Source organism: Moraxella porci DSM 25326, assembly GCF_002014855.1.
Taxonomy (GTDB): domain Bacteria; phylum Pseudomonadota; class Gammaproteobacteria; order Pseudomonadales; family Moraxellaceae; genus Moraxella; species Moraxella porci.
Genome location: NZ_MUYV01000011.1, coordinates 139260 through 163985, shown reverse-complemented (window position 1 = coordinate 163985; position 24726 = coordinate 139260). Strand labels below are relative to the sequence as shown.

The following is a 24726-nucleotide window of genomic DNA, read 5'->3' as shown; positions in this document are numbered from 1 at the left end:
TATGATGGTTGTTTTGATCGTTTGATTATACCCATTTTAATTTGTTTTTTCATCCAATTTTAATACATTGAGCGCCTGCTCGATATCTGCCATCAAATCACTGACATCTTCTAGCCCGATACAAAAACGCACCAGATAGCCATCGGCAAGATGGTGATGAGTAAGCCGACGCATTTTTTTGATGTCATACAGCATCACAAGGCTCGTCGCTCCGCCCCAACTAAAGCCGATTTTAAATAGCTTTAGCGCATCGACAAATCGGCAGACATCCGCCCATGAGTAGCGCTTGTCCATGATGACACTGACTAGCCCTGCGCTTTTGGCAGTTAGGCAGTTTTGTTGCCAAAATTGATGGCTGGCATTGTCTGCCGTCGCAGGGTGTAGCACTTGGGCGATTTGTGGTTTATTTTTTAAGAAATCTAATAATTCTAAGCAAGTCTCTGACTGCTTGGCATAGCGCATCGCCATACTTGGCAGGCTGCGATATACGGTGGCGCAGTCATCAGCGGAGACGCTGATACCTTGTCTTGCGTGCGTGCGTAGTAGCTTGGTGTGCAACGCCTTATCCTTGGTCACCACACTTCCCATCAACACATCACCGCCGCCGCTTGGGTATTTGGTCAAGGCGTGCACAGCAATATCAACAGCAAGGGCTTCATCACCGATAGCAAACGGACTAAAGGCAAGCGATGCGCCCCAAGTATGATCAATCGCTGTTAAGATACCATGTGCTTTGGCTTTTTTGATGAGTCCTTGTAAATCAGGAAATTCTAGCGTCACTGAGCCTGCTGCTTCTAGCCAAATCAGCTTACACTGTGCCGATGGCTCAAATGTGCTGGCATCCAGTGGATCATAGACTTTTGGGATAATGCCATAGTTATTTTGTAAAAATTCTACATGATCAGAGTTTGGGCCATAGACATTATCAGGCAGCCAGACTTCATCGCCTGTACTTAAAAAGGTGCTATTAACCAAATTAATCGCCGACAGACCACTAGGCGCAAGTAAGCAATACTCACCGCCATCCATCCGTGCAATCTGATCGCCAAGCGTATAAGTCGATGGCGTACCATGCGTGCCATAGCTATAATCATAGCGATCTGTCCAATGACGGTTAAGCAGCTGAGCGGTGTCCTTGAACACGATCGTCGATGCTCGATACACGGGTGGCTGTAGGCTGTCGATGTACTGTGGCGCATGACGGGGATCGTGAATCAGTGCGGTTTGGGTTTTCATATCCGATTTGCCAAATTGACCAAAATAAAAAGCCATCATACTGAGGATATGATGGCTTTGTCAAATGCTTAGATGCTAAATACTTAGTCAAAATAATTAGTCGAACAAGTCTTTGACATCGTCTTTGAGTCTGTCAAAAAGCCCTTTTTTCTGCTCACCGCTATTTTTCTCGCCCAGACTGGCTTGTAGCTGTCGCATCAGTTCTTTTTGTTCAGAAGTCAGATTGACAGGCGTCTGCACCACGATACGGCAAATCAAATCACCTTGCATATGTCCACGCACAGTGGTGACGCCTTTACCGCGCACTCGCAGTAGCTTGCCTGATTGTGTGCCTTCGGCGATTTTGACTTTGATTTTGCCATCTAGGGTTGGCACTTCGACCTCATCACCCAGCGCCGCTGTCACCATCGAGACAGGGACATCCATGTGCAGATCTGCGCCACGACGAGTGAATACATCATGTGGCTGCACACGCACCTCGACATACAGATCGCCATTAGGCATGCCGCTGTCGCCTGCTTCACCCTTACCAGCCAGACGCACGCGGTCGCCATTATCGACACCGGCAGGAATCGAGACTTCCAGCGTTTGCTGTTCGCTTTTTTTGCCTTCGCCATGACAGTCAGGGCAAGGGTTTTTGATTTGTTTGCCGGTGCCATGACACTCAGGGCAAGTCTGCTGCATGACAAAAAAGCCTTGTTGCATCCGCACTTGACCTTGACCATGACAAGTGCCACAGGTGACGATGTCGCTGTCTGATTTGGCGCCTTTGCCATGACAGGTGCCACAGGTGACAGATGTTGAGAAGGTGATTTGTTTTTTGCAGCCTTTGACCGCTTCTTCGAGGGTCAGGCTGATGTTGTACAACAAATCCGCACCACGGCTGGCACGACGACTTGAACCGCCGCCAAAGCCGCCAAAACCACCTGCACCGCCAAAGGCTTGGCCAAAAATATCACCAAAGATGTCATTAAAATCACCACCAGCAAAACCACCACCGCCAAAGCCGCCTGCGCCCATGCCCTGTTCATAGGCATGATGGCCGACGCGGTCATAAGTCGCGCGTTTTTCAGGATCGCTTAGGGTTTCGTAGGCCTTGGAGGCTTCTTTGAGCTTTTCTTCGGCCTCTGGGTTGTCTGGGTTGCGGTCGGGGTGGTATTTCATCGCAATTTTACGAAAGGCTTTTTTGATTTCTTTTTCGTCTGCGGATTTATCCACACCCAAAATGCTATAAAAATCTTTACTCATGACAAAAACTCAATAAAAAACACAAAAATATCCCTAAATATGGCGTTTGTTGCTTCATTTATCAAGGCAAATCAGGCAAATCTTGTGTAAATTTGCCTGCCTTTAATGGATTAAATTCAGCGATCAAGCGATAGCGGCAGTTTGGCTTATTAGTTTGGCTTATTAAGGGTGCGAAAGTTTATGCGCGGTATTAGGTTTCACATGAAACATCGCACCTAAAGACGGCTTGAATATGGCAAATCAAAAGCATCTTAGCGCAGACCTAAGAAATGATACAATGCCTCACCTTGTAGATCACCAGTGAATAGGCTGCCATCAGCGCGATACACTGCAGGGGTCGCGGTGACATCGAGCGCCAAAATGTGCCGCGCGGTGTCAGCGAGCGGGTCGGTGCCTTGGCAGACAGCGCGGGTGGGTGTGATGCCTTTAAAGGCGGCAGACAACAGGGTGCTGCGTCTGGCGTTGTCTGATTCGCACCAGATTTGGCGCATCGGCTCGATCGATTCATCATAGACTGGATAGCCGATGACCTTGGTGGTGATGCCTTGTAAGGACAGCTCTTCGATGCGATCGTGCAGGATTTTGCAATAAGGGCAATGGATGTCGCTGACCACATACAGTACGGCGCGTTCAGAAGTTTTGGCAGGATAAACAGCCATCATCGACGGCTGTAAGCTGCTTAGAATGTGTTGGTTTTTGGCGGCTTCAAATATCGGTGTATGTTCTTGAAATTTACCGCCTTTAAGGCTGGCCATCATCCCATCCATCAGATAGCGGCCATCATCACTCACTAAAAAGGTGGTATCACCAAGACTTGAGATGCCCCAAAGTATGCCTTTAATGCCAGTATGATAAAAGGCGGCACCGTCGTTGATGTCGCGCATCGCGGTCATGTTCGCTAACAGCGCTTGCTTATGGGCGGTGCTGACAGGGGTGCCTATCGGCAGCGTGCGACGCACTTCAGCAGCGATGGGTGTGATGGGACTTGGGTTGGCGCTTGCTGTGCCTTGGATGAGGTAGCCTAGGTCATCACTGATCAAAAGCTGACTGCCGCCTGCCAAGGTGATCTGCCCAAAGCCTGTCAAGTGGCTTGGCTCGATGTGCGTGATGGGTGTGGACAGACCTGCTTGGCTCAATAGCTGCTTGATGTGGCTGTGGTCGATGGTGTCGGCTAAGGCAGTACTTGAGGCGACAGACATCTGTAGGCATAAGGCCAGTGCTAGTGCATGTAAGTTTTTCATTGTTTTATCATCAAAACTGTGCAATCTCATCAGGCTTTAGGAAGCGGCATTCACCCATCTCAAGCCCATCTAGGCTAATCTCACCGATGCTGGCTCGGTGCAGCTCGATGACTTTATTACCAAAATATGCCATCATCCGCTTGACCTGATGATATTTGCCTTCGGTCAAAATCAGTACGGCGTGTGTCTCATCGACGAATGATAATTCGGCAGGGCGAGTTTTTTCGCTTTCGCCTTCAAGCAAGATGCCGTTTGCTACTTGTTTGATGGCGTGTGCTTGTGCGTCAGCATCCATTGGATCGGCGAGTGTCAGCTCATAGCGTTTTGGTTGATGGCGTTTGGGACTGGTGACACGGTGCAGCCAAGCGCCATCATCGGACAGTAGCAGAGCGCCTGTGGTATCGACATCGAGCCTGCCTGCGATGCGTAGGCTATCGACTTCGGGCACGGCGATCAAATCGGTGACAATCGGGTATTCTTTGGCTTTGAGCGTACATTCAAAGCCGTCCGGCTTATACAGCAAGATATAGCGGTTGCCTTCAGCGACTGACAAAGGTTCACCTGCCCACAGTACTTCATCACAAGCGACATCGATGTGGTGGCTTGAGTCTTTGATGGTGATGCCGTTGACGCTGATTTCGCCAGCGTGCAGGACTTTTTTGGCGTCTTTACGGGACAGTTCGGTGGCTTTGCTTAAAAATTTATCCAAACGCATGAAATTTTCCAATGATAAATAATGCTAGTGTAGCATATTTTTGCCAAGCGTGCTGATGCTTGATGATTTGTACAAATCGCTAAAGTATGGGAAAATAAGGCAAATCCACCACCAAACTTATCCTTGTGAGCTACCAAACCCCAAGCGCACCGTGCGAAGCGGTCTATGAAATCAAAAAAAGCGAGTTTTTGGCATTCGCCTATCCCATCGATAGCCGTGAGCAGGCGATGGGTCATGTGGCGGATTTACGAGAGCGTTATCCTGATGCACGCCATCACTGCTTTGGCTATATCATCGGCGATCCCAATAACACCACCAGTGCAGGCTTTGATGATGATGGCGAGCCAAACGGCACGGCAGGCAGACCGATTTTGAATGTCTTACAGCATAAGGCAATCGGCAACTGCATCATCATCGTGGTGCGGTATTTTGGTGGGATTAAGCTTGGGGCAGGGGGATTGACTCGTGCGTATGGTACAGCTGCACAGATGGCGGTGGATCAGATGACGCTGACGGCATTTGTACCAAAATCAACCATCAGTATCGCCACCAACTTCGCCCATGAAGCCCAAGTTCGCTATCTGATCGGTGCGGTGGCAGGCGAGATCGTCTCGGTGGATTATGCGACGGATGTCATCATCGATGCGCAGATGGATGCAGCACGGGTGGATGAGTTTGTGGCAAGTCTTGGGGTGTATGCAGCGGTGGTGGATGACTGAATATACCGCTTGATAAAGCTTTATGACTACAGCTCCCAAAGCAAAAGCCACAAGTTCTCACTTGTGGCTTTTTTGGTGCATATCCTGCGTGCATCCTTACGGTGTTTCCATACGAACAGCTGATCATCCTTGCTTGATACATCCTGTATCGTTTTCCATTGCTGTTATGCGTATTATGTCAAAATGACAGTGCCGTAAACAGTGGCAAAAATCGGCAATCTGTGTACGAAATTTCTTACAAAGCATCCATCAAACCACTTTAAACTGCGTAAAACCCCACTTTCTCCATCACAAAATCCAAAAACGCACGCATCACCGAAGATGGATAACGATGTTTCAAATACAACAAATGCACAGGATAAGTCCGCATCGGGTAATCGTGCAACACTTCCACCAAGCCATATTCTTCAATCAAGCGATTGGCCATCTGCTTGGGCAAATAACCAATGCCACGCCCTTGACGGATAAAATACGCCACCGCATACACATCGTTTGATGCGAACACATAAGGCAAATGAAGCGTCTTATTTTCTAATGAAATCATCAGCTCTTTTTGTTCGGCTTTGGCAAAGCCCACACAAGGAAAATGCACCAAATCATCAGGCGTCATCGGGGTGCCGTATTGTGCCAATAAATGCGGATGGGCCACGCATTTGGTTTTTGCTGATAGCACCAATCGTGCCACCGCATTATCGGTATGCAAATCCCCTGCCCGAAACGCAAAATCAATATTATCTTCCACCAAATCCAAAACTCGGTCAGTAATTTGGCAATGAACTTGAACTTTGGGATATTGAATACAAAATTCATCCACCCACGCCCACACCTCTTGCAAACCTGCAAAAGTAGAAATCCGCAGTTTTCCGCTAATTTCTTGATGCTCAGAGAATGCCTTTTCTACTTGCAATAAATTATCAATGTTTTGATACACTTGCTCATAAAGCTTTTGCCCTGCCATTGTCGGCTTGACGCCTGATTTTTTGCGGTCAAATAGTTGAATATTGAGCGATTTTTCTAATTCTGTAATTTGACGGCTAATGGTGGCAATCGGTACATTCAGCCGTTCCGATGCTTTGGATAAACTGCCGTCTTGGACGACAGAGACAAATAGAGATAAGGCGTTTAGGTTCATAAGGTTTTCATTTTTGGAAAGTAAGTTTCCATATTATGCTATTCTTATTTGAATTTCAATCATCTAAAATGCACTTATTTATCAAGCAAACAGGGCTAATCCAATGAAAAAACTCATCTTATCGGTGCTTGTGGCAAGCGTGGCATTAACAGGTTGCCAAAGCGTATCCAGTGCCGCACAAAAAGCCGAAACAAGCGTCAAATCAGTGGTTCAATCCAAAACTGAACGCAATAAAGCCAATGCCATCGCTTTTTATGATTTGGCATTTAATCAGCACAAAGTCCAAGAAGCCGCCGATAAATACATTGGCGATGTGTATTTACAGCACAATCCAATGGTGGCGGACGGCAAAGACGCCTTTGTCAAAGGCATTGGTGGATTTGTCAGCCAAGCCCCACAAGCTCGCTCACACATCAAGCGTGCGATTGCCGAAGGCGATTTGGTGGTGTTGCACATTCATAGCCAACCAACGCCAGACAGCTTGGGCAGTGCGGTGGTGGACATTTTCCGTTTTGATGAAAATGGTAAAATCGTAGAGCATTGGGACGTTCTGCAAAATGTGCCAGCCAAAACCGCCAGTGGTCGCAGTATGTTTTAATCTTGTAAAGCGTAAAAACACCGTTTTTAGAAATAAAAGCGGTGTTTTTGTTTGGGAATTTTGCAAATATTTTCAGGCTGCCTGAAACGCCCAACATCTCCCCCCCCCCCATCCCATTTTTCCACAAAAAAATCCATCACCACCTGTACATTCACAGGGCGATACGCACTTTGTGGCGTGAGAATAAAAAGCGTACCCGAATTGGTTGATGAATTAATGGGATGATTTGAAAAATACACCACCGTTTATGATGATAAATAGTGGTTTTTATCCGCCAAAACTTTTCCTAAAACTTTGTGGTGATACGCCAAAGCGTGTCTTGAATTGCATTCTAAAATGGCTTGCCGTACCAAAGCCTGTTTGATGGGCGATAACTTCAATGGAAAAATCTGTACTTTCCAACAGCTCTTGGGCAAGGCTTAGGCGTTTGGCGGTCAGCCACTCGGTTAATGTCATGTGCGTGGCGGATTTAAAATGACGATGAAAACTTCTTTTGGATAAATGTACTCGCTCTGCTAATTCATCAAGCGTATGGGGTTTGTCCAAATTATCGCTTAAAAATTGCAATAATTCATTGATTTTTTTATCTTTTGCGTGGCTAATTGGGCTGATAGCATTGAACTGGGCTTGACCGCCTTCACGGTGCGGTGCAGAAACCAAGTTCCGAGCCAACTCATTGGCTACCTTTGCCCCATACAGTGTACGGATAAAATACAAGCAACAATCTAAGCCTGCAAATGCCCCAGCTGATGTCAAAATATTGCCGTCATCAATATAAAGCCGATTGCTATCTAATTGAATATTGGGAAATTTATCCTTAAATGCTCGCTCACCCGCCCAATGCGTTACCACCGTTTTATCCTGCAATATATCCGCAAAAGCCAGCACAAAAGTGCCATAACACAGCCCAATGATTTTTTTGCCTTGTGCGTGGGCAGTTTGCAATTTTTGGCATAATTTGGCACTGGGTGCATCGCCCATAAAGCCACTAATCACTATGATGTCCGCCGTGCCCAATAGCGACAAATCGCCATTGACCGCAATTTTTGCACCAAATTCGCTGACAATCGCCTTGCCATTGTCGCTACATACCCCAATATCAAACAGTTTTTGCCCTTGAATAAGTGGCTTGAAACAGCGAAAAGGGAATATTAAAAACAAAATCGTTACAGCCGTTTTGGGCGTAAAGGATAAGTTTTGGTGGTTGATGGGTGACAATCATTTTGGCAAAAGCTATTATTTCACATCATTTTTGCCAATCGTAAATTCACCAATCAGCTTTCGCTCTGGCATTAGATAATAACGATAAACTTGTTCTACGCCCCTGTTAATCATTGCTAATGCGGTTGGCGTTCTCTTGATTTCATTGATGCGAAACTGCTTACCTGATTGCAGATGAGCCTTAATTTGGCTGTCGGTACTATGTCTTACTTTACCGCCACATTGGTCATCGAATAATAAATTATCAAAAATAACTTGATTGTCTGATTTGCTGATTTGCACTTTGGTGCATTGGTCAATCATTTTATTATGATATTTGCTCGTAGCTTGTGCATATAATAAATCCGCCAATTCATTGGGTGTTTTCCCTTCTACAATACGAATAAAATCTGAATTGACTTGTGTATTTAGTTGTGGAGTTGATTGGCAAGCAGTTAATGCCAATAATAATGGCAAAATTAAAGTGGCTTTATTCATACATTTTCTCCGATTAAAAACTAATTACTGGCACTCATTATTATACCAATTTCACATCAAAAATAAAAATGGCAAAATCCTTCTTTCACCTTTTACCAAAGACTATAAAATCCGTGTATTATCAATCCTTTGTACCGCACCGACCGAGCTGATTCATCAAATCGCACTTGGGGCATTGGCAGATAGAGGTTGGATTGAAGTCGTTTGAGTTGATAACAATAAGCACCGTTTGGAGCAATTCAAGCGGTGTTTTTGTTTAACCCACAAGTCCCCTTAAAATCGGACAATCAGACCCTTCATCGCCAGAACAGGTATCGCTCCACGCTTGTAAAGTCTGCTCCATTGACTGTAATTCATTGATTTTATTTGATAAAAACGCAATATGCGTGGCGGTTAGGCTTTTGACTTCACAGCTTTTTCGGTTTGGGTTGTCGTTGAGTGCCAATAGCTCGCCAATTTGTGAGAGCGAAAAGCCGACACTTCTGGCATTGGCGATGAATTTTAAGCGGTTGATGTCGCTTTCATTATAAATCCGATAACCTGTTTCACTGCGTAAGGTGTTGGTTAATAAGCCTGATTTTTCATAATCACGGATTTGTTTGATAGAAAGCCCTGTCAATTTGGCGGCTTCACCGATGTTCATTGTTGCTCCTTATTGAGTGGTGTGTAAAAAAATGTTATCAAGTAAAAATAACCCTTGACCCTAACTCAAGGTTAGGGTTTATGATACGCACATCAAAACAAAAAAGCAATGCTTTTAATCGCTTAAAAGCACTTTGTTTTAATAATCCACTTTAACTTAACATTCGGAGAAACTGTTATGAACGCTGATTTTGTTCAAAACCGACACGCCCATTGCGGCTGCCAGTCTTGCACGGGGCAAAACTGCCGTCCGGACTGTCAATGCCAAAACGGCAAGCCCTGCATTTGTAATGACTGCACTTGCAACGGCTGTGCGTGTGAATCGTAAAACCAAATAGTGAAATGGACATTGGGCGAATCTGTCATTTGCCCAATGTTATCAATGCCCATTTTGACAAGGAGAATCCAATGACATTCATCAAAAACCGTGCCGTACATCTTGTCGCTGCCGCTGTTGTTTTGGCGACTTTAACCGCTTGTGCCGGCGGAAAAAACGAAGTGCCGACGCACTCGATGGACAATAACCACACCCAAACCACCCACGACAGTCCAAATAACCAAAACGGGCACGCAGAGATGAACCACGCCAATATGAACCACTCTGCTATGGCGATGGACACTCAAAATGCTCCGCCCCACACCCAAGCCTATCTTGCAATGATGAACAAGATGGGCGATGAGATGAGCAAAGCGGGCAATCTTGCCGATGCTGATACCGCTTTTGCCAAAGGTATGATTCCGCACCATATCGGAGCAGTTGAGATGGCAAAAGTACAGCTTGAATTTGGCAAAGACGAAACAATGAGAAAACTTGCCCAAGCGATTATTGATGGGCAACAAAGTGAAATCGACCTGATGAACGCTTGGCTGGCGGGTAAAGACACCGCAACCCAAAACCCGCAATCCCCGCACGCCAAGGCCTATGCCACAGGCAAGGCGCACCACGAGGCGATGATGGCGGCAATCAATGAGCCAAACCCTGATGTTGCCTTTGCCAAAGCAATGATTCCGCATCATCAAGGGGCGGTCGAGATGGCAAAAGTGCAATTACAGTTCGGCAAAGACGAAAAAATGAAAAAGCTTGCTCAAGACATCATCAAAGCCCAAGAACCTGAAATCAAGCTGATGCAAGACTGGCTAAAACAGTAGGGGCAATAAGGCAAAAACACCGCTTTTGATAAAGCGGTGTTTTTGAGGTCGTCTGAAAACAGGTTTAAGGCTTTTTCAGACGGCATTTGGGGTTTTCAGGCAGCCTTTAAAACAAGCCCCAAGGAAATGATGATGCCGACTTGTCGGACACATCGGCAAGCGATGTTCTGAACCTTCTGCTTTTTCAGACGGCATCGGTATTTGCAGGCAGCCTGAAAAAACCGTCATTCTGACCGGCCCAATGCGTACCTGCTTTTTCGGTAAACGACCGGTGATGACCCTATGAACCCAACAGGAGAAATTGTGATGAAGCAAGAAACACACAAACCGCCCAAACACCACGAGTGCCGACACGGACACGGACAGCACCGCCCTGTGCAGACACCGTCCGATGCAGCGGCTGCTTCGGGCTACACCTGCCCGATGCATCCGGAAATCCGGCAAGACCGCCCCGGCAACTGCCCTCTTTGCGGTATGGCATTGGAGCCGCTGATGCCTGAATTGGACGACGACAATCCGGAGCTGCGTGATTTTTCCCGACGCTTTTGGTACACGCTGCCCCTGACGGCGGCAGTGCTGGTGCTGGCGATGTTCGGCGAGCATCTGAACCTGATGGATATGGCCGCACAAAGCTGGGTAGAGCTGGTGCTGTCGCTGCCGATCGTGCTGTGGGCGGGGCTGCCGTTTTTCTCACGGGGTTGGCAGTCGCTGGCAAACCGTAGTCCCAATATGTGGACGCTGATTGCACTGGGAACGGGTGCAGCCTTCGTTTACAGCGTTGTTGCCACCGCTGCACCCGACATCTTTCCGGCATCGTTTGTATCGATGGGGCGGGTCGGCGTGTATTTTGAGGCGGCGGCCGTCATCATCTCGCTGACCTTGCTCGGCCAGATGCTCGAACTCAAAGCCCGGTCGCAGACTTCGGCGGCAATCAAGACCCTGCTCGGACTGGCGCCCAAAACCGCACGGCGTATCGGCCCGGGCGGTGCTGAAGAAGATGTGCCGCTCAGCCACATCCACATCGGCGACCTTCTGCGTGTGCGCCCCGGCGAAAAAGTGCCTGTCGATGGCGTGGTGGTTGAGGGCGCAAGCTCGGTAGATGAATCGATGCTGACCGGCGAGCCGCTGCCGGTGCGCAAAGCCACCGGCGACAAAGTCATCGGCGCCACGCTCAACACCGGCGGTGCGCTCGTCATCCGCTCCGAGCGCATCGGTTCGGAAACCGTGCTTTCGCAGATTGTCCAGATGGTGGCCCAGGCGCAGCGCTCCAAAGCACCGATGCAGCGTATGGCCGACGGGGTGGCAGGCTATTTCGTACTGGCGGTTGTCGCCGTCGCCGTTGCCACTTTCTTTGTCTGGGGCGTGTTCGGCCCGCAACCGTCTTGGGTGTTCGGGTTGATCAACGCCGTTGCGGTCTTGATTATCGCCTGCCCCTGTGCACTGGGACTGGCCACGCCGATGTCGGTGATGGTCGCCACAGGACGCGGGGCAGGCAGGGGCATATTGTTCCGTGATGCCGCCGCTATCGAAAACTTGCGGCGAGTAGACACTTTGGTGATTGATAAAACCGGCACACTCACCGAAGGCCGACCCGCCTTTGACCGTGCCGTTGCGGCAGCAGGCTTTTCCGCCGAAGAAGTGCTGCGTTTGGCCGCCAGCTTGGATCAGGGCAGCGAACACCCGCTGGCCGACGCCATTGTGCAGGCCGCACGGGCACAACAGCTGAAGCTGAGCAAACCCGAACAGTTTGATTCAGGCAGCGGCATCGGCGTGAGCGGCGTGGTTGAAGGGCGTGCGCTGGCACTGGGCAACACGGCGTTTATGCAGCAGAACGGGCTTAGCGTCGAACCACTGATCGAGCAGGCCGAATCCCTGCGCAGTGAAGGTGCCAGCGTGATATATCTGGCTGCGGACGGACATCTTGCGGGACTGCTTGCCGTCTCCGATCCTGTAAAAGACAGCACCCCCGAAGCATTGGCCTCGCTCAAAGCAGCCGGCCTGCGCATCATTATGGCAACCGGCGACGGATTGACCACGGCAAACGCCGTGGGCGCAAAACTGGGCATCGACGAAGTGCACGGCGAAGTCAAGCCCGCCGACAAACTGGCACTGATCGAGCGGCTTCAGAACGAAGGGCGGGTGGTCGCAATGGCAGGCGACGGCATCAACGATGCCCCCGCACTGGCCAAAGCCGATGTCGGCATCGCAATGGGTACCGGCACCGATGTGGCAATGAGCAGTGCGCAAATCACGCTGGTCAAAGGCGATTTGCGGGGTATTGCCACCGCACGCAAATTGTCTGAGGCCACCGTGCGCAATATGAAGGAAAACCTGTTATTTGCCTTCTTATACAACGGCCTAGGGGTTCCCGTTGCCGCCGGCGTGCTGTACCCCTTTACCGGCTGGCTGCTCTCGCCGATGATTGCCGCACTGGCGATGAGCCTAAGCTCGGCATCCGTGGTCGGCAACGCTCTGCGGCTGAACAACAGCAGGCTATGAGCGTAAAGAAACGGCAAGAAAACTTTACCCGGCGCCCACAAAAAAGCCCTTGACCCTAACGTAGGGTAAGGGCTTACACTGAGCCCAAGTTTTCAAAAAACCGTTTCACCCAAACCTTTAAGGAGACCGACGATGAACACCCTAAGCAAACTGGCAAAAAACAAAAAAGCCCTGTTGGTATTGGCGGCTGCCGCCTTCGCCGTCATCGCCTTTGCCAAGCCCGCACTTTTGCCCTTCGCCCTGTTGATGCTCTGCCCCCTGATGCACCTGTTTATGCACGGCGGACACGGCAGCCACGGCACGCACAATGCCAAAACCGAAGCGGTGAAGATAACACACCGCCCCAATCTTGACACAGGAGACAAATAATGGATCGCAGAAAATTTTTACTCTACGGCATCGGCATCGGTGCGGCGGGCGCGTCTTGGTATGCCTTGTCGCGCTTCGGAATGAACGGGCAGCCTATGGATATGGGCGGCCAAGGGCACCAAATGGCGTCCGGCACGATGGGCGGTATGGGCAATATGCAGGGAACGGGAAAACTGATGCCGTCTGAAATGATGCCTTCGGGCCAGCCGCTTAAAGATTTGCCTAGGCTTGCCAACGCTTCATCGCAGGCGGGCGTGTTTCAGGCAGCCATTACGGCCGCGCCGGTGAAAATCACAATGGCGGGCGGCAAAGAAACCGAGTTTTGGGCGTATAACGGGCAGCTGCCCGGGCCGCAGATTGAAGTGTACGAGGGCGATACGGTGGAAATCACCGTAACCAACCGCCTGCCGCAGCCCACCACCGTGCACTGGCACGGGCTGGATGTGCCCAACGACGCCGACGGTAACCCACAAGACCCGATAGAGCCGGGGCAGAGCAAAACCTACCGCTTCACCCTGCCCGAGGGCAGCGCCGGCACTTACTGGTATCACCCGCACCCGCACAATTATGTTTCCGAGCAGGTCTACAAAGGGCTGGCCGGTACGCTCATCGTCAAAGCCAAAAACGATGTGCTCGCCCACAGCGAACAGCACTGGCTGATTTCCAACTTGCGCCTGAATGAAGACGGCAGCATTCCGCCCAACACAATGCTCGACTGGATGAACGGGCGTGAAGGCGAATTCGTGCTGATTAACGGGCAATACCGCCCGAAAATCAAGCTCTCCGGCAACGAGCGCCTGCGTATCTGGAACGCCACCAGCGCCCGCTACCTGCGCCTGAAAATCAAAGGTGTGCAGTGGATTGTGGTCGGCACCGACGGCGGCCTCTTGGAAAAACCGCTTGCCCCCGCCGACGAGCTGTTTTTAGCCCCCGCCGAGCGGGTGGAAGTGTTCGCCGTCGGTCAGGCGCAGACCACGGCCGAACTCACCAGCCTGTACTACGACCGCCGCAAAATGATGGTGCAGGAAAAAGCCGCCGACCTGAACCTGGGCGAAGTGCAATTCACCCCCGCCGATGCCGCCCTGCCTGCCGCCTTGCGCACACTGCCTGCGCTGCCTGCGCCTGTGGTCAAGCGTGAAGTGGTGTTCAGCGAACAAATGAAGCCGATGCAAAACACGCAAAGCCAAGGCGGTATGCAGGGAATGGATCACGGCGCAATGGCGGGTGAAATGGCGGGCGCGATGCAAAACACCATTCCCCAAGATATGGTAGGCGTGTTTTTGGTCAACGGTAAAACCTTCGATATGAAGCGCGTGGACTTTGTCGGCAACGAAGGCGATGTCGAAGAATGGACGCTGGCCAACCAAAGCCATATGGATCACCCCTTCCACCTGCACGGCACGCAGTTTGAAGTGCTGCAAACCAGCCTGAACGGCAACACCGCCCCCGCGCCTTACCGCGCCCGCAAAGACACGGTCAACCTGCGCCCGGGCGAAACCGCCGTCATCCGCTTTATCCAAGGAAACAAGGGTCTCAAAATGTTCCACTGCCATATCTTGGAACACGAAAATCTGGGAATGATGGCAATGTTGCAAGTGAAATAAACCCCGAACCGCTTTTTCAGACGGCCTTGCTTGATTAAGCCTGCCTGAAAAATCCCCAAACCACTTAACCCACGACGAGGCAAAACAATGAACAAATCCTTTTTTGGCAAAACCTTGGCCCTATCAGCCGTCTTGGCAAGCGTGGCAGGCGTAGGCTGGATGCTCGCCAACCCCGCCCCCGCAGAGGCCAAACCTGTACTGGAAGTGTACAAAAGCCCAAGTTGCGGCTGCTGCGGCGAATGGGTCAAGCATATGCAGGACAACGGTTTTAGCGTGAAAATCCACGACACCGGCAACAGCCAAATCCGCACACAAATGGGCATATCGCCCAAATACGGCTCCTGCCACACCGCCGTGATTGACGGCTACGCCGTCGAAGGGCACACGCCCGCATCAGAAGTCAAACGCCTGCTTGCCGAACGCCCCGACGCCGTCGGCATCGCCGTGCCCGCAATGCCCATTGGCTCGCCGGGAATGGACGGTGAAGCGTACGGCGGCCGAAAAGACCCCTACGATGTGCTGCTGCTGGGCAAAAACGGCACGCACAGCGTGTACCAAAGTTATCCTTGAACGCTCGGCAAAAAAACCAGCCTGAAAACGCTCATCGGTTTTCAGGCTGAATTTTTCTCATCAAAGCGTCAAAAACCGCTGTTTTTTACCACCGATAAGTGCTTCTTGCGGTAAAAAACAGCGGTAAAACGGCAAATTGTGTTTTTTAAGACGGCCTTCTTAAATTAAACCTGCCTGAATTAACCCTGCCTGAAAAAACCGCCAAAAAACTTTGTCAGCCCTTATCCTCACCGCTCTCCGCCAAGCCTTTTAAAATCGGGCAGTCGGGGGCGTTGTCGCCGGTGCAGGCGTCGCTCCACGCCTGCAAGGTGGCTTTCATCTGTGTCAGTTCTTCGATTTTCTGGGTCAAAAATTCAATGTGCATATTTGCCAACGCTTTGACTTCACAGCTTTTGCGGTGTGGATTGTCTTGCAGTGCCAAAAGCTCGCCAATTTGGGCAAGCGAAAAGCCCACGCCCCTTGCTTTGGCGATGAATTTTAGGCGGTCAAGCGTATCATTGCCATAAATACGATAGCCTGATGCACTGCGTGAAGTGTTTGATAACAAACCGACTTTTTCATAATCACGGATTTGCTTGATGGACAGCCCTGTGGCTTTGGACGCTTGACCGATGTTCATTGTTGCTCCTTGTTTTGGCGTTTGTAAAAAATTGTCAATCCGCAAAAATAATCCTTGACCCTAACGCAAGGTTAGGTTTTATGATACGCTCATCAAAACAAAAAAGCAATGTTTTTAGTGGCTTAAAAACGGTTTTTGTTTTGATAATCAACCTTTAATTTGGAGAATTGTTATGAACGACATCATCAAAAACCCAAACGCCCACTGAGGTTGCCAATCTGTTACCACTGGATTTGGCAATGAACGACCATCTAAATAACGAAAAATTCGCCACTTTGCCAAACGCTTTGCCTACCAACGACAAAACCGCAGGACAAATCCACGCAGGTGATGTAATGCTTTATCAAGGCGATACGGTTGTGATTTTTTATGAAAGTTTTCACAGCAATTATCGATACACCAAAATCGGACGAATCAGCAATGCCGACGCACTCAAACAAACACTTGGGCGTGGCGATGTGGTGGTAAAATGGAATGCAAAATAAAAAATGCCGTTTGAACAATGTTTCAGACGGCATTTTTGTTTTCAGCCAGCCTGAAACGCCCAACTTTTCTATTTTGTATTTTTCTAAAAAAAATCAAATAATTAAAAAATATTTCCATACTTACAAAAATGTAAGTACTATCAAAATATTAACAATCACACTAAAATATGGCACAAACCATATCCATATTATTTTAGGATCTTTCATGAGCAAAATTTTAGTCATCTCTGCTCACCAAGATTTAAATCAATCGGTCAGCAACCAGTTGATTTTACAAGAATTGGAAAACCATTTTGGCGACAAAATCAGCGTTCGCCGTTTGTCTGATTTGTACCCTGATTTTAAAATTGACGTGCCAGCCGAACAAAATGCGTTGGTGCAAGCCGATGTGGTCTTGTTCCAATATCCGACTTTTTGGTTTAACACCCCTGCGATTTTGAAAAAATGGTTAGACGATGTGTGGCTCTACGGCTTTGCTTATGGCGAAGGTGGCGACAAATTGCACGGTAAAAAATTGCTCGTTTCTACCAGCACGGGTTCACCAGAAGGTGTTTATAATGGCGAAATCGTGGCAAAAATTGAAGATTTGGTTAAGCCCGTTAAGCATTTGGCTTTGTATTCAGGCTTTGAATGGCAAGGCGTGTACCCACTTTATGGCGCGTTGTACATTGCAGGCGTGCATAACGATGAACATTTGGCACAATTGCAAAACAATGCCAAAGCCCACGCCAAAACTTTGATTGAAAAATTGGAAAGTTTGGTTTAATTTTAGGTTTAACAAACACCGTTTTTAGAAATAAAAGCGGTGTTTTTCATTTTCAGCCAGCCTGAAACCCCCAACTTCTCCCCCCGTCCCATTTTTCCACAAAAAAATCAATCACCGCCTGCACATTCACAGGGCGATACGCACTTTGTGGCGTGAGAATGGCAACACAAATATCAGTGTTATCGCTGGAAACGGGTGTATCAGTCAAAATCGGAACAAGTTTGCCTGTTCGCATTTCATCTGCCACCGCCCAATCAGGCATCATCACAATACCTGCCCCACAAATAGCCATTTCAATCAAACTGCCTGCATTATTGCTCATCATTTTTTCTTTGATTTCAATAAATTGATTGGATTTTAAATCTTTAAATCGCAATACGCCCAGTTCGCCACGATAAAACAGCCCGTGATGATGTTTTAAATCCGCCAGCGTTTTGGGTGTGCCAAATTCCGCCAAATAATCGGACGATGCCAGCAGAAAATGGCGTTGGCAAGCGATGATTTTTTGCTTTAAATTGCTATCAGTCGGCACAGCGACACGCACAATCATATCTGCCATTTCGCTATAAGGGTCAATAAAATCATCGGTTTGGCTTAAATGAATGTGCAATTTTGGATAGCGTTTGGCAAGTTCGCCTAAATAGGGAGCAATGTGTTTTTGCCCAAAAAACACAGGGGCGTTAATGTGAATTGTGCCATTGGGTTCTTGATTTTTATCGTTAAATTCATCTAGCAAATGATGAAATTCGCCTAGTATGGTTTTGGCGTGGGTGGCAAACATTTCGCCTGCCTGCGTCAAACTCATCGCCCGTGTACTGCGATAAAACAAGGTTTGCCCAAAATCATCTTCTAATTGCTTGATTTGACGGGAAATGACTGAACTGGCGACATCGTATTGACGGGCGACTTCGGAAAAGTTTTTTTCTTTGGCAACGGCTAGGAAAATTTCTAGGGCGTGGAATGTGGTGTTTTTCGGGTTCATTTGTGTGATTTTAGCAAAGGTGTTTTGTGATTGATGTTATTTTAGCAAATTAAATAAACCATTAAAATAAGCACATCTTTTTTATAATAAGGTCAAAATCAATGAGCAAACAAATCCAATTTACCCAAACAGGTTCGCCTGATGTCTTACAAATCGTAGATGTGCAAACACCTGCTCCGAAAGCCGATGAAGTGCAAATTCAAATCCACGCCATTGGCTTAAACCGTGCCGAAATGATGTACCGTGAAGGTGCGTATGTGATTGACCCAGTATTCCCTGCGACTTTGGGTTACGAAGGTGCTGGCGTTGTAACAGCGATTGGTAATGATGTGAGCGAGTTTTCCATTGGCGATAAAGTAAGCATCATTCCGTCCTTTATGTTTACCGAATACGGCACTTATGGCGAACTTATCAATATGCCCAAACACGCTGTTGTCAAACATCCCGACACGCTGACAATGGAACAAGCGTCCGCCAGTTGGATGGCGTTTGTTACCGCTTATGGCGGACTTTTGGAGTTTGGCAAAATGCAAAAAGGCGATGTTGTAGTGCTGGGCGGAGCAACGAGTTCGGTCGGCTTGGCAAGTATTCAAATCGCTAAAATGCAAGGGGCAACGGTTATCGCCCTGACACGCACACACGCCAAAGGTGATGTACTTTTGGAAAAAGGGGCGGATTTTGTGGTCGCTACAACCGAAGATGATGTTACCGCAAAACTTCTTGAAATCACAAACGGTAAGGGGGTGAATGTGGTATTTGACCCTGTGGGCGGACAAGGGGCATCACACATTTTTCACGCAATGGCACAAGACGGTCGCTACATCATTTACGGAGCATTAAGCCACGATGATATTGCCGTGCCCGTATTCCCAATTTTAGGTAAACATTTGACCGTGCGTGGCTATGAACTCTTTGAAATCACTACCGAACCTGACAAACTGGCAAAAGCCAAACAATTTGTCTATGACGGCTTGGCAAGCGGTCAATTACGCCCAGAAATTGACAAAATCTTTGCCTTTGATGAAATGGTCAAAGCCCACGAATATATGGCAAGTAATCAACAGATTGGGAAGATTGTGGTTAAGGTTTGATTGTTTTTAAATGAAATGCCGTTTGAAAATTTTCAGACGGCATTTTTTTTGTTTTAGGTAGCCTGAAATTTATTTATGTTAATTTAGCAAAGGTGTTTTGTGATTGATGTTGTTTCAGCAAATCAGAAAGATAATTAAAATATACGCATCTTTTTTATTATACAGAGAATTTTTTATGAATAAACCACTTTCTCCGACTTTCTCACAAGTCTTCCAACAAAATAAGCTGACCTTTGGTTTAATCGCTCCCTTTAAAGGCTATGACAAACATTTACCCGATGAATTAACCGACATTGGCGACACCGCAAAGCTGGCTGAAAACTTGGGATTTTCGGCATTGTGGGTGCGAGATGTGCCATTTTACGACCCAAATTTTGGCGATGTGGGGCAAGGGCTTGATCCTATGGTTACGCTTGCGTTTTTGTCTGCCAAAACCGATAAAATCGCACTTGGCACGGCAGGGCTGATTGCACCACTGCGTTCGCCCATTCACATTGCCAAATCTGCGGTTAGTGTGGATAAACTCAGTAACGGACGGTTTTTATTGGGCTTGTCCAGTGGCGACCGTCCTGTGGAATATCCTGCTTTTGGGGCAGATTTTGCAGGGCGTGCCGAAGCGTTTCGTGAAAGCATTGAGCTGATTAAAACCTTGACCGAACAGCATTTTCCGAAATTTAACGGCAAGCATTATGGAAATTTATCGGGTAATTTGGATTTATTGCCCAAACCTGATTATCCTTTGCCGATTGTGGCGATTGGGCGAGCAAGGCAGGAGTTGGAATGGCTTGCCAATGTGCCTGATGCATGGATTTGGCACGGCGTGAACCCCGATGATACGGCAAACATCATTAAAACCCTTGCTGATTTACGCCAAAAAGACACGCCGACTGCGTTTGGCTATGCCCAGTTTGTAGAAGTAACGGACAATCCGAATGAACCTGCACGATTGTTTAATAACAATTATTTGCGTGGCGGTGCAAAAGGCTTGGCAGATTTTTGGACAAAAGAACAAGAAAAAGGTGTGACGCATTTGGCATTAAACTTAAAACCGACCAATCGCCCTGCTGAAGAAGTGTTGCAGGAATTGGCAGAGTATGTTTTGACGAAATTTTGATGAAAAAGCCGTTTGAATTTGGGTTCAAACGGCATTTTTGTTGTGATAAATTGTTCAGGCAGCCTGAAATCATTTTGGGCAACTACGCCAAATTATTCAGAATATTTTGCGGTCGCTCAAACAATAAATGACTCGGTGCTACTTAAAATCGCCCATCACGTTCCAGCACCAACTGCGGTACGCCCGACACGCCCAGACGCTGCGTGAGTCGTTGCCCGAAGTTGATTCTCGCCAACAATGCTTGTTCGGTTTGTGGGTCGTGCAATTTTGGCACGACATCGCCCAAACCTTGTGTGTGCAAAATATCAGCAATCACGTTCAAATCGGCATTATCACGCCCATCAACATAACGTGCCGTTTGCAAGGCACTCAGCACATTAATTTCTTGTTCAGGTGCCATTTCACGGACAGCCGTCAAAGCCAATAAGCTGTTTTGTGAATCAAATTGCCCACCGCCTTGCAACACATTTTCACGATAAGCGGTGCTGAATGGTTGTCCTGTTAAGCGCTCGATACGCTCATCGTTGCCCCATGCGTATTGGGCAAAATCCGCGTCCATCACACGACCGCTACGGAAAAACAAACCCGTTGGCGTAAGCTCCACAGGATATTGAGACGCAACCGTTTCTAACGCAGGTTTCGCCCCGTAGCACCAACCGCATAAAGGGTCAAATAAATAATAAACTTTCATGATTTTTCCAATTTTCAGGCTACCTGAAATGGCTTTTACCACTTCATCTCACCTTTATTCACTTTTGCACCTAATTCCAAATTGAATTTGGCAGGTAAATTGGGATACGCCTTATCCATCGTGGCAATGACGGTGCTACTGTCTTTGCCCTTTAATGCTTGCTCAAAAGTTTGCAAATAAGTTTTTGTAAAATCAATGGCGGTGCTATCCAATTCCGTGCCTTGTGCCATATGACCTGCAATCACTTTTTGCGGATTTAACGCTTTCATCTCATCTAATTGGGCAATCCACGCCTGACGGTATGATTTGGTTTGCGTATCGGCAGTCCAAACGTGCATATTGCCAAATACGCCAATATTGCCAGTAATCGTTTGAATAGACGGTATCCACACATAAGGGCGATGTGCCAACAGACCTTTTGTCCCACGAATTTCAATGGTTTCGCCTTCCAGCGTCAAAGTTGTACCGTTTAATGCCGTTGGTAAAATCGGCTTACGGGGTGCATTTGCTCCCATTTTTGGCGACCAAGTGGCTAATTTATTGGGTAATTTCGCTTCAATCTTTGCCAATACCGCAGGTGTCGTAACCACTTGAACATTTGGGAAAATTTCTTTAATGGTTTCTACCCCAAAATAATAATCAGGGTCGGCTTGACTGACTAAAATGGTGGTCAGCGTCTTTTTGCTGTCCAAAATATCGGCAGAAATACGCAACGCGTCCGCACGAGTAAACCCCGTATCAATCAAAATGGCTTCTTTTTCTCCTGTTACCAATGTGGAAGTAACATTAAAACTATTGCTATCTGCTTGATACACTTTCACATTTAATTCAGCGTGTGCAGCAGCAGAAAGACCTAATGTTAATGTTAAAAAGACTGTTTTCAAGTTCATACTATTTACCTTAAAAGTTAAAAAAATCATTGAATATGTGTATTATAATGAAATAAAATTTACGAAAAATACCGATTTTTGAATATTACTATTTCTTAATTTGAAATAATTAGGAGTATACATGGACAAATTAACCGCCATCAAAGTGTTTTTATCGGTTGCTGAAACAGGCAGTTTTACCGCCACCGCCGACCGTTTGGATATGTCCAAACCCATGATTACACGGCATATTGCCCTAATGGAAGAATGGCTCAACGCCCGTTTGTTCCAACGCACCACACGGCAAGTGCAATTAACAGACGCTGGCGAACAAGCCGTGATTGTTTGCCAAAAAATGTTGGCGTTAAGTATTGAATTAGAACAGGAATTATCAGCACAACAAGGCGATTTGCGGGGCAATATTCGTTTGAGCAGTAGCGGTTCGTTTGGAACAACTCATTTGACCAAAGCGGTCAATGTGTTTTTGCGTGAACACCCCAATTTAAACATTCATTTGGAATTAAGCGATAAATTGCTGGATTTGGTGGCTGAACGCATTGATTTGGCGGTACGCATTACCAATCAACCCGACCCGAATTTAGTGGCACGCAAATTGGCGGATTGTCATTCGTTGATTGTCGCCACGCCCGAGTATTTGGCATGGTTTGGCACGCCACAGCACCCCGAAGATTTGCGACATCATCGCTATTTGACCCATGCCAATATCAACCGCAAAGAATGGTATTTTTATCAAGAAAATCAAGAAGTCGTATTAGAATTAACCAGCCAATTAACCACCAACGAAACCACGGTTTTGTTAAACAGCGTGTTGTCGCATAGTGGCGTGGCGATGTTGCCGAAATATTTGCTGGAAGATTATCTGCAAACTGGGCAACTGACTGCTGTGCTAACCGATTGGCAATTACCCAAATTCACGATTTATTTGCTGTATCCGTCTCGGCATAAATTGCCGTTAGCGGTACGGAGGTTGGTGGATTTTTTGGTGGGGTATTTTGAAGATAGGGCGTGGTAAGATGAATATCAGAAAAATCAACCTATTGGTGTTTTTATCTTTAATTATTCTATAAATTAGGATAATTAAACCACTTGGAAAACCAAAAAAATATTGATAAGATATACAAAATGTATCTATTATTTAGGAGATAAAATATGACAACAGCAAAATTATTTTGGAGCGGTAATTCGCAAGCGGTGCGGTTACCCAAAGAATTTCGTTTTGAAGGCAAAATGGTCAATATCCGTAAACAAGGTAAACAAGTCATTATTGAACCGATTGTTAATGATTGGGCATGGCTAGACGATGTACAAGGCTTTGATAAAACAATGGAAAAAGCCATACAAGAATTGCGCAACGAACCCGAACAGGAACGCGATTGGAGCATGTTTGAATGAAATACCTATTAGATACCAATATGGTCATTGCCATCAGTAGACGACAAGCCAATATCATCAACAAAATCCGCCAATATCAGCCAAGTGATTTTGTATTGTCCAGCGTGGTGTATTTTGAATTGGCATTTGGGGCGTATAACAGCCAAAAAGTGCAGGATAATTTACGCACTTTGCAGCAGTTACCATTTGAAATTTTGCCGTTTACTCAACAAGACGCTTATCACGCAGGGAAAATTCGTGCCGATTTAAAACAAAAAGGCACACCGATTGGTGTCTATGATGTGTTGATTGCAGGACAAGCCATTGCCCAAGAGTTGATTTTATTAACCCATAATGTGAAAGAGTTTGAACGAGTAGATGGGCTTAAATTTGAAGATTGGTTGGATTAAGAATATCGCTATAAATAGAAATAGGTAAAATAATATGTCTAACTTAACGAACAAAGAAAAAAGAAAGCTAGAAGCACTATTTGATATGGCTAGTGGCTATGTATTAAATTTTAGCAACCGTACTTTTGAGGAGTTTTTATCAGAATTTCATATTGAAATTTATAATGATAAATATGCTATGAATGGCGATTCAAAAGCTAAACGTATGCGTGCTTTTTGGGACTTGGAAACCAATTATTTAGTTGGTACTCTTATCAAAGAGTTAATTGATTATGGCTTGGATGAAAATTTATTTACCAATGTAGAACAAAATTTAATAGATGATTGCTTAAAAATATCACAAAGGTTGATTTCAGAACAAAAAGTCTGTGAAGCTGATTCAATAAAAGCCATTAAGTCTGAAAAAAATTTTGAACTATTGGTCAAAGAGATAAGACAGGCGATAGAAAGCAATGAGCCAGAAAAAGCACTAGATAGGCTACATACTTATACCATTAAATTTGTTAGAGATATTTGTAAAAAATATGCTATTGATACATCTCAAGACAAACCATTACATAGCATCTTTGGAGAATATGTTAAAGAATTAAATAAAAATAATCACTTGGAATCTGAGATGACGGAAAGAATATTGAAATCAAGTATTTCTATTTTAGAAAAATTTAATGAAGTTAGGAATAACCAAAGTCTTGCTCATGATAATGTTGTATTGAATTATGAAGAGAGTTTATTGATATTCAACCATATTACAGCTTCTATTCGTTTTATATCAAAATTAGAAGAAAAAATTCAAGTTAAAGAAAAATTATCATTAGTAAATGACAACTTTTTCTTTTAATTTGCATATTAAAAATAATCTATCATTTCTTTAAAAGCACCATTTACCT

The 24726-nt window shown here is 46.6% G+C and carries 25 protein-coding genes and 2 pseudogenes; 15 read left to right on the top strand and 12 right to left on the bottom strand.

Annotated elements, in window-relative coordinates; all coding sequences use genetic code 11:
* Window positions 1-36: 36 nt before the first annotated feature.
* The 4 genes from B0681_RS08555 to B0681_RS08540 all read right to left on the bottom strand — a co-directional run bounded on the left by B0681_RS08555 (window position 37) and on the right by B0681_RS08540 (window position 4440).
* Window positions 37-1236: a PLP-dependent transferase gene (locus B0681_RS08555; protein WP_078318420.1), complete on the bottom strand. Its 1200-nt coding sequence runs from the start codon at window positions 1234-1236 to the stop codon at window positions 37-39.
* A gap of 96 nt (window positions 1237-1332) precedes the next feature.
* The gene (gene dnaJ, locus B0681_RS08550; RefSeq protein WP_078318311.1) at window positions 1333-2484 is read right to left on the bottom strand and encodes a molecular chaperone DnaJ; all 1152 of its coding nucleotides are present in this window, start codon (window positions 2482-2484) and stop codon (window positions 1333-1335) included.
* A gap of 251 nt (window positions 2485-2735) precedes the next feature.
* A complete protein-coding gene (locus tag B0681_RS08545) occupies window positions 2736-3725 on the bottom strand; it encodes a thioredoxin fold domain-containing protein (RefSeq protein ID WP_114144983.1) in 990 nt (329 codons plus the stop codon).
* 10 nt (window positions 3726-3735) lie between these two features.
* Entirely contained in the window at window positions 3736-4440 is a 705-nt protein-coding gene (locus B0681_RS08540; RefSeq protein ID WP_078318309.1) for a pseudouridine synthase, read from the bottom strand.
* A gap of 125 nt (window positions 4441-4565) precedes the next feature.
* On the opposite strand from B0681_RS08540, the gene B0681_RS08535 reads away from it, so the two are divergent.
* The gene (locus B0681_RS08535; protein WP_078318308.1) at window positions 4566-5159 is read left to right on the top strand and encodes an IMPACT family protein; all 594 of its coding nucleotides are present in this window, start codon (window positions 4566-4568) and stop codon (window positions 5157-5159) included.
* A 259-nt stretch (window positions 5160-5418) separates the two neighbouring features.
* Here the strand turns inward: B0681_RS08535 and B0681_RS08530 are convergent, their stop codons facing one another.
* Complete coding sequence (locus B0681_RS08530; RefSeq protein WP_078318307.1) at window positions 5419-6291, bottom strand: LysR family transcriptional regulator; 873 nt, start codon at window positions 6289-6291, stop codon at window positions 5419-5421.
* A 103-nt stretch (window positions 6292-6394) separates the two neighbouring features.
* Here B0681_RS08530 and B0681_RS08525 point away from each other — a divergent pair, with 103 nt between their 5' ends.
* Window positions 6395-6889, top strand: coding sequence for a nuclear transport factor 2 family protein (locus tag B0681_RS08525; protein WP_078318306.1), 495 nt, complete (start codon window positions 6395-6397; stop codon window positions 6887-6889).
* 267 nt (window positions 6890-7156) lie between these two features.
* On the opposite strand, the gene B0681_RS08520 is transcribed toward B0681_RS08525, so the two are convergent.
* From B0681_RS08520 to cueR (B0681_RS08505), 3 genes are all read right to left on the bottom strand, one after another.
* Window positions 7157-8050 (bottom strand): GlxA family transcriptional regulator, encoded by an 894-nt coding sequence (locus B0681_RS08520; RefSeq protein WP_211271525.1) that lies wholly within the window; start codon window positions 8048-8050, stop codon window positions 7157-7159.
* Between the two features lie 75 nt (window positions 8051-8125).
* Complete coding sequence (locus B0681_RS08515) at window positions 8126-8587, bottom strand: hypothetical protein (RefSeq protein ID WP_078318305.1); 462 nt, start codon at window positions 8585-8587, stop codon at window positions 8126-8128.
* 256 nt (window positions 8588-8843) lie between these two features.
* Window positions 8844-9230: a Cu(I)-responsive transcriptional regulator gene (gene cueR, locus B0681_RS08505; RefSeq protein ID WP_078318304.1), complete on the bottom strand. Its 387-nt coding sequence runs from the start codon at window positions 9228-9230 to the stop codon at window positions 8844-8846.
* A 407-nt stretch (window positions 9231-9637) separates the two neighbouring features.
* Between cueR (B0681_RS08505) and copM the strand changes: the two genes are divergently transcribed.
* The 5 genes and pseudogenes from copM to B0681_RS08480 all read left to right on the top strand — a co-directional run bounded on the left by copM (window position 9638) and on the right by B0681_RS08480 (window position 15420).
* Window positions 9638-10378 carry a CopM family metallochaperone gene (copM, locus tag B0681_RS08500; protein WP_078318303.1) on the top strand — a complete coding sequence of 247 codons (741 nt, stop codon included), beginning with the start codon at window positions 9638-9640 and terminating at the stop codon, window positions 10376-10378.
* A gap of 328 nt (window positions 10379-10706) precedes the next feature.
* Window positions 10707-12877: pseudogene (locus B0681_RS08495) on the top strand (copper-transporting P-type ATPase); the annotation flags it as partial.
* 132 nt (window positions 12878-13009) lie between these two features.
* The gene (locus B0681_RS08490) at window positions 13010-13246 is read left to right on the top strand and encodes a DUF2933 domain-containing protein (RefSeq protein ID WP_025235801.1); all 237 of its coding nucleotides are present in this window, start codon (window positions 13010-13012) and stop codon (window positions 13244-13246) included.
* Window positions 13246-14850, top strand: a complete 1605-nt coding sequence (locus B0681_RS08485; RefSeq protein WP_078318301.1) for a multicopper oxidase family protein — start codon at window positions 13246-13248, stop codon at window positions 14848-14850. Before B0681_RS08490 ends, B0681_RS08485 begins: the two co-directional genes overlap by 1 nt.
* An 87-nt stretch (window positions 14851-14937) precedes the next feature.
* A complete protein-coding gene (locus tag B0681_RS08480) occupies window positions 14938-15420 on the top strand; it encodes a DUF411 domain-containing protein (RefSeq protein ID WP_025235803.1) in 483 nt (160 codons plus the stop codon).
* Window positions 15421-15634: 214 nt separating this feature from the next.
* On the opposite strand, the gene cueR (B0681_RS08475) is transcribed toward B0681_RS08480, so the two are convergent.
* Window positions 15635-16039, bottom strand: coding sequence for a Cu(I)-responsive transcriptional regulator (gene cueR / locus B0681_RS08475; protein ID WP_012340842.1), 405 nt, complete (start codon window positions 16037-16039; stop codon window positions 15635-15637).
* Between the two features lie 200 nt (window positions 16040-16239).
* Between cueR (B0681_RS08475) and B0681_RS10375 the strand changes: the two are divergent.
* Together B0681_RS10375 and B0681_RS08465 are read left to right on the top strand one after the other, a co-directional pair.
* Window positions 16240-16524 (top strand): annotated as a pseudogene (locus B0681_RS10375) (cyclophilin-like fold protein); the annotation flags it as partial.
* The gene (locus tag B0681_RS08465; RefSeq protein ID WP_211271524.1) at window positions 16514-17290 is read left to right on the top strand and encodes an NAD(P)H-dependent oxidoreductase; all 777 of its coding nucleotides are present in this window, start codon (window positions 16514-16516) and stop codon (window positions 17288-17290) included. The pseudogene B0681_RS10375 and the gene B0681_RS08465, both read left to right, overlap by 11 nt.
* A 52-nt stretch (window positions 17291-17342) precedes the next feature.
* On the opposite strand, the gene B0681_RS08460 is transcribed toward B0681_RS08465, so the two are convergent.
* Window positions 17343-18272, bottom strand: coding sequence for a LysR family transcriptional regulator (locus B0681_RS08460; protein ID WP_078318298.1), 930 nt, complete (start codon window positions 18270-18272; stop codon window positions 17343-17345).
* Window positions 18273-18373: 101 nt separating this feature from the next.
* Between B0681_RS08460 and B0681_RS08455 the strand changes: the two genes are divergently transcribed.
* Window positions 18374-19363, top strand: coding sequence for a zinc-dependent alcohol dehydrogenase family protein (locus B0681_RS08455; protein WP_078318297.1), 990 nt, complete (start codon window positions 18374-18376; stop codon window positions 19361-19363).
* Between the two features lie 175 nt (window positions 19364-19538).
* Entirely contained in the window at window positions 19539-20477 is a 939-nt protein-coding gene (locus B0681_RS08450) for a TIGR03571 family LLM class oxidoreductase (RefSeq protein ID WP_078318296.1), read from the top strand.
* Window positions 20478-20619: 142 nt separating this feature from the next.
* On the opposite strand, the gene B0681_RS08445 is transcribed toward B0681_RS08450, so the two are convergent.
* Together B0681_RS08445 and B0681_RS08440 are read right to left on the bottom strand one after the other, a co-directional pair.
* Window positions 20620-21168, bottom strand: coding sequence for a DsbA family protein (locus B0681_RS08445; RefSeq protein ID WP_078318295.1), 549 nt, complete (start codon window positions 21166-21168; stop codon window positions 20620-20622).
* A 35-nt stretch (window positions 21169-21203) separates the two neighbouring features.
* Window positions 21204-22058, bottom strand: coding sequence for an MBL fold metallo-hydrolase (locus B0681_RS08440; protein ID WP_114144978.1), 855 nt, complete (start codon window positions 22056-22058; stop codon window positions 21204-21206).
* 121 nt (window positions 22059-22179) lie between these two features.
* Between B0681_RS08440 and B0681_RS08435 the strand changes: the two genes are divergently transcribed.
* The 4 genes from B0681_RS08435 (at window position 22180) to B0681_RS08420 (ending at window position 24677) form a co-directional block, all read left to right on the top strand.
* Entirely contained in the window at window positions 22180-23070 is an 891-nt protein-coding gene (locus B0681_RS08435) for a LysR family transcriptional regulator (protein WP_078318293.1), read from the top strand.
* A gap of 137 nt (window positions 23071-23207) precedes the next feature.
* On the top strand, window positions 23208-23450 hold the full coding sequence (locus tag B0681_RS08430; RefSeq protein WP_078318292.1) for an antitoxin: 243 nt from the start codon (window positions 23208-23210) through the stop codon (window positions 23448-23450).
* Window positions 23447-23839: a type II toxin-antitoxin system VapC family toxin gene (locus B0681_RS08425; RefSeq protein WP_078318291.1), complete on the top strand. Its 393-nt coding sequence runs from the start codon at window positions 23447-23449 to the stop codon at window positions 23837-23839. The genes B0681_RS08430 and B0681_RS08425 overlap by 4 nt, the downstream gene beginning before the upstream one ends.
* 34 nt (window positions 23840-23873) lie before the next feature.
* Window positions 23874-24677 carry an abortive infection family protein gene (locus tag B0681_RS08420; RefSeq protein WP_078318290.1) on the top strand — a complete coding sequence of 268 codons (804 nt, stop codon included), beginning with the start codon at window positions 23874-23876 and terminating at the stop codon, window positions 24675-24677.
* The last annotated feature ends 49 nt before the right edge of the window (window positions 24678-24726 follow it).